We start from the raw sequence: 5213 nt of genomic DNA, 5'->3' as shown, positions 1-5213 counted from the left end.
GGGTGGTGTGAGACCCTCCACCCCTGACCCCCTCCCATCCCTGGTACACCCTGCTGCCCGAGACTGAACGGAAACCCCCTGTGAGCACTACCGCCAGCACGCCCACCCCACAGCAGAAGCCCTCGAAGGCCAAGATCATCGTGTGGGTCCTCCTGGCTGCCGTCGTGGCGGCCGTGGCCATCCCGATCCTCATCGCCCGGGCCAATTCCACCCCGGCGGTGCCCGACGACGCGGGGCAACTCGTGCGGGAGAACAGCCGGGTGCTCTCGAAGGCCCCCAACGAACAAGCCGTGCTGGTGGAGTTCCTGGACTATGAGTGTGAAGGGTGCCGGGCCGCCTACCCGTTCGTCGAGGAGCTGCGGGCCGAATACGCCGACACCGTCACCTTCGTCCACCGCTACTTCCCGTTGCCGGGCCACCGCAACTCCATGAACGCCGCCCTCGCGGTGGAGGCCGCGGCCCAGCAGGGACAGTACGAGGCGATGTACCAGCGCATGTTCGAGACCCAGGAACAGTGGGGAGAGTCGGGCGAGGACCAGAGCGCGGTCTTCCGCGGCTTCGCCGAAGACCTCGGCTTGGACATGGCCGCCTTCGATGCCGCGGTGGCCGATCCGGCCACCCAAGAGCGCATCGAGCTCGACGTCGCCGACGGTGAGGCTCTGGGGGTGGGCGGGACCCCGACGTTCTTCCTCAATGGGGAGGTGCTCAACCCCGAGTCCCTGGAAGCCTTCCGGGACGCCGTCGAGACCGCGGCCACCGACTGACAGTGATGAAGGCCTCCTCACCCCACACGTCCACCCCGCCGCTGCCCCTCCGCACGATTCCCAGGCCGGCGCCGGCTGGGCGGCGCCGGCGCGCCGTCGCTGCCGTCTGCATCGGTGTCGGGCTGGTGACCCTGGCCGTGCTGTGGATGGCCCTGGGCTCCTCCGGGGCCACCGCGCCCCGGGAGGTGCTCGACCCCGGGGCCCTGGTGCGCTGGGGGCTGCCGCTGGCCACGACCGTGCATCACCTGGCCATGGGCATCACCTGGGCCGGGCTGGTCTTCGCCACCACCGTAGTGCCCCGATCCACTCCGGTCACCGGGGCGGGGCAGGCCGGGGCCGAACACCCGGCCTTCGCCCGGGCCATGACGGTGGCCGCGGCCGCCGCCGGGGTGTGGACCCTGGCCGCGGTCGCGATCATCGTGCTCAGCTACGCCGACACCATCGGGACCCCGGTCTCCGGCTCGGCCGAGTTCACCGGGCAGCTGGGCTACTACGTGACCCGTCTGATCCCTGGCCAGGCGTGGGCGGTGACCGCTGTGACCGCGGCCCTGACCACCACCCTGGCCGTGCTCGCCCGCTCCCCGGTGCCGGTGGCCGCCACCGCCCTGGTGGCCCTGGCCGCCGTCATCCCGCTGTCCCAACTGGGACACGTGGCCGGGGTCGATGACCACAACGGGGCCGTCAACGCTCTGGCCCTGCACCTGCTCGGTGCCGGGATCTGGACCGGCGGGATCATCGTGCTCGCCCTGCTCGCCCCGCTGCTGACCATTCCGGCCGCAGGCCACCAGACGGCTCGGACCGTGCTGGAACGCTTCTCGACCCTGGCCGGGGTGGCCTTCGTCCTGGTCGCCGTCTCGGGGGTCATCAACACCATCTACCGGATCGGTGGCTGGGACGGGCTGAACTCCGGCTACGGGGCACTGGTGATCGCCAAGACGATCGCCACCGTGGCCCTGGGCGTGCTGGGGTACCTCAACCGCCGGGCGATCACCGCCGGCACCCCGAGGCTGGGCCGGGTGTGGCGACTGATCACCGTGGAAGTCTTCATCCTCTGCGCCGTGATGGCCCTGGGCGTGGCCCTAGGGCGCACTCCCACTCCGGTGCCCCTAGAGCGGCAACCGGACATCACCCCCGCGGAGATCCTCACCGGCTACCTCCTGCCCCCGCCCCTGAGCTTCTCCGGCTGGTTCACCCAGTGGCGCGTCGACTGGCTGTGGATCGCCGTGGCGATCCTCGCCGCCTGTCTCTACCTGGGCGGGGTACGACACCTGCGCCGCACCGGCGCACCATGGCCGGTGGCGCGCACGGCCGCGTTTATGGCCGGTCTGGTGCTGCTGGTCTACGTCACCTGTGGGGCGATGGCCCTCTACGCCCCGATCCTGTTCAGCGTCCACACCACCGCTCACCTGCTGCTGAGCTTCCCGGTGCCGCTGCTGCTGATCGCCGGGGCCCCCGGCCGCCTGGCCGCGGCCCTGGTGCCGACCCGCACCGACGGCAGCACCGGGGCGCGCGAGCTCGCCGCCGCATGGCGCACCTCCCGGGCCGGGGCCCTGCTGGCTCACCCGGCCCCGGCCGGGATCCTGGTCCTGGCAGGGCTGGGTGTCTTCTACTACACCCCCGCCTTCGCCCTGGCCCTGCACACCCACGTCGGCCACGAACTGATGAACACCACCGCCGTGGCCCTGGGCCTGATCTTCGCTACCGCCGCGCTGGCCGCCCCACCGGACCGCAGAGCGGTGCGCACGCAGGCCTTGGTGCTGCTCGCGGTGGCCACCGTGCTGGGGATCTGGGCGGTGTTCACGGCCCTGTCACCGACGGTGATCCAACCAGAGTGGTTCTCCGGACTCGGCCGAGACTGGGGGCCCTCCCCGCTGGCGGATCAACAATCCGCAGCCACCAGGATCATCCTGGCCGGGGTCCTGCCCCTGCTGGCCGCGGCCCTGGCCGTCCTGGCCCGAGGACACCAGCACGGCACCACCGACGCCACCGTTGATCGAGGAACCCCCAAGGACATCCACCATGGCTGAAACCACCACCAGCGCCCACCCTCACCCAGGCGCCGGCCCGGTCGCCGAAGAGCACCTGCCCGGCTTCGCCCGCCACCGCCCCTTCGCCCTGGTCCTGTTGGTGACCGGGGTGATCGGGTGGGTCGCCTCGGCGATCCTGGTGCTCGAGCGCCTTCAGCTCTACAAGGACCCGGGCCACGTCACCAGTTGTGACATCAACCCCTGGGTGTCCTGCGGGCGCGTCATGGGCACCTGGCAGTCGGAACTCTTCGGCTTCCCCAACCCGCTGATCGGCATCGTCGCCTTCGCGGTGGTGATCACCACCGCCATGGCCGCCCTGGCCGGGGCACAGTTCGGACGCTGGTACTGGATCGGCCTGCAGGCAGGGGTCACTCTCGGGGCGGTGTTCGTGATCTGGCTGTGGTCCCAGGCGCTGTTCACCATCTACATCCTGTGCCTGTACTGCATGATCGTGTGGGCGGCGATGATCCCGCTGTTTCTCCTGCTCACCGTGCGCAACCTCGCCCACGGCATCATCCCCGCCCCGCCCCGGTTGGTGCGGTTTGCCTCCGAGTGGGCCTGGACTCTGGTGGTCATCGCCTACGTGGCCGTGGCGGCCTCGGTGTTCTTCCGCTTCTTTTCTATCTTCACCGGTCTCTGACCAGCCCCTGAGCGACCTCGGCTCCGGCGTCTCTCGATGGAGAGGCGCCGGGGCCGAAATCTGTCCGGGATCAAAGGAGGGGACCGCCCCCTCAGCGTCAGGGGGTGCAGCTGTTCCTGGTGGTCCTCGGTGAGATCTCTGCGCGGGCATAGCGCTCCGGCGGGATCGACTGGGTGCGTCGGCCGTCGCCGCGGGATCCACTTCCGCTGAGGCCATCGATGATCGAGCGATCGCCCAGCGCCCCGAATGCCAGTACGCCGATCAGCAGCACCACCACTATTAGCAACAGGAGCCACAGCCCCATGTCCATCACGCCACGGCAGCGCACCGCACGGGGGACCTTCGCGAGTTGGTGAGGACCGGGCAACTGCGCATCCTGCTCGCGACGTCAAAAAGATATCCGCCGGGCCGTGGCGGCGCCGGGACAACCACCGTGAAAGGACTGCTCTTGGCATCGGGAGTTCATCACGGTGCTGGCCGGGGGCCACGATCGGCCCACCCTGCGCTGAGCCGGAGGCCCGCTCCGCGGGGCTTACAGCCCGGAATAGGAGTGCAGTCCGGTGAACACCGTGTTCACCACGACGAAGTTGAAAATGACGCAGAGGTAACCCGCGATCGACAGCCACGCCGAGCGGGTGCCGGTCCAACCGCGGGTGGCGCGGGCGTGCATGTAGGCGGCGTAGACCACCCAGATCACGAACGTCCACACTTCTTTGACGTCCCAGCCCCAGTAGCGCCCCCAGGCCTGCTCGGCCCAGATCGCGCCGGCGGCCAGGGTGAAGGTCCAGAACGCGAAGCCGACCGCGTTGAGCCGGAAGGACAGGTTCTCGAGCGCCTGGGAGGAGGGGACCATGGCCAGGAAGCCCATACCGGGGGCCTCCCCGGCGAGGATCGTCCGCTCCCGCCGGGCCTGCAGCAGCTGCAGGACCGCCATGGCGAAGGTGATGGTGAAGATCCCGGAGGCGGCCACCGCGATGGACACGTGGATCACCAGCCACCAGGACTGCAGGGCCGGGACCAGCGGGCCCACCGGGGTGGGGAACCCGATGGTGGCCGCGGTCAGCATGATCACCACGAGCCCGGACACGAGGACCCCCACGAAGCGCAGGTCACGCCGCCACAAGGAGACGAGGTAGACACCGGCCACGACCAGGGCCCCGGTGGTGGAGAACTCGTACATGTTGCCCCACGGCACCCGCGCCGCGGCGATCGCGCGGGTCACTACAGCTGCCGTGTGGAGGGCGAAGCCAGGACCATGACCGTCACAGCCACCCGCGCGGCCGGGCGGCGTTCCCCGGTGTAGCGCATCTGCGCATCGGCCACGTGCTCGGCCAGCACAGAGCGGGCAGCGGCGCGGTAGCCGCGCCCGCGGTCCCCGGCGCCCAGACCGGCCCGCGGGTCGGTGGCCTCCAGGGGGCGCGCGTTCCCGGCGCCGGCCGACGCGGCGCCGATCAGCGCACGGTCGGCCTCGGTGTGGCGGCCGGTCTGTCCGGGTGCGTGGAGGGTCTTGGCGTGGGGGGCCATGTCCCAGGCGAAGGCGATGAAGCTGACCAGGTAGGTCATGGCGGCCAGGAGCATGAACAGTTCGCTCCAGGTGCCCAGGGTCTCGTTGACGGGCATGGGCACTTCCTCTCAGTTGGTGGTGGGGCCGCGGCGGGCCCGGTCCGTGGTCTTCTCGGGGGCAGACTCTGTGCGGTCACCGGCGTCATCGCGCACCCCGATCGCCTTCCAGTGGGTGGTGAACAGCTCGCCCAGCGACTCGGCCTCCGTACGCAGTCGGGG

4 protein-coding genes and 1 pseudogene are annotated in these 5213 nt (G+C 70.4%); 3 read left to right on the top strand and 2 right to left on the bottom strand.

Going from position 1 to position 5213, the window contains the following annotated elements:
* Positions 1 to 80 precede the first annotated feature (80 nt).
* The 3 genes from BJF77_RS00855 to BJF77_RS00845 all read left to right on the top strand — a co-directional run bounded on the left by BJF77_RS00855 (position 81) and on the right by BJF77_RS00845 (position 3431).
* Positions 81 to 764, top strand: coding sequence for a thioredoxin domain-containing protein (locus BJF77_RS00855; protein WP_047804869.1), 684 nt, complete (start codon positions 81 to 83; stop codon positions 762 to 764).
* Positions 765 to 889: 125 nt separating this feature from the next.
* Positions 890 to 2791 carry a cytochrome c oxidase assembly protein gene (locus BJF77_RS00850; protein ID WP_139318370.1) on the top strand — a complete coding sequence of 634 codons (1902 nt, stop codon included), beginning with the start codon at positions 890 to 892 and terminating at the stop codon, positions 2789 to 2791.
* Positions 2784 to 3431 carry a vitamin K epoxide reductase family protein gene (locus BJF77_RS00845; RefSeq protein WP_047804870.1) on the top strand — a complete coding sequence of 216 codons (648 nt, stop codon included), beginning with the start codon at positions 2784 to 2786 and terminating at the stop codon, positions 3429 to 3431. The genes BJF77_RS00850 and BJF77_RS00845 overlap by 8 nt, the downstream gene beginning before the upstream one ends.
* 97 nt (positions 3432 to 3528) lie before the next feature.
* Here the strand turns inward: BJF77_RS00845 and BJF77_RS00840 are convergent, their stop codons facing one another.
* Positions 3529 to 3735 (bottom strand): hypothetical protein, encoded by a 207-nt coding sequence (locus tag BJF77_RS00840; protein WP_139318369.1) that lies wholly within the window; start codon positions 3733 to 3735, stop codon positions 3529 to 3531.
* A 228-nt stretch (positions 3736 to 3963) separates the two neighbouring features.
* Positions 3964 to 5051: pseudogene (gene ccsB, locus BJF77_RS00835) on the bottom strand (c-type cytochrome biogenesis protein CcsB).
* Positions 5052 to 5213 lie beyond the last annotated feature (162 nt).

This window comes from Kocuria sp. CNJ-770, from assembly GCF_001942375.1.
GTDB lineage: Bacteria > Actinomycetota > Actinomycetes > Actinomycetales > Micrococcaceae > Kocuria > Kocuria oceani.
Note: the sequence above shows the minus strand (reverse complement) of the source record. Positions and strands in the feature narration are given on the sequence as shown.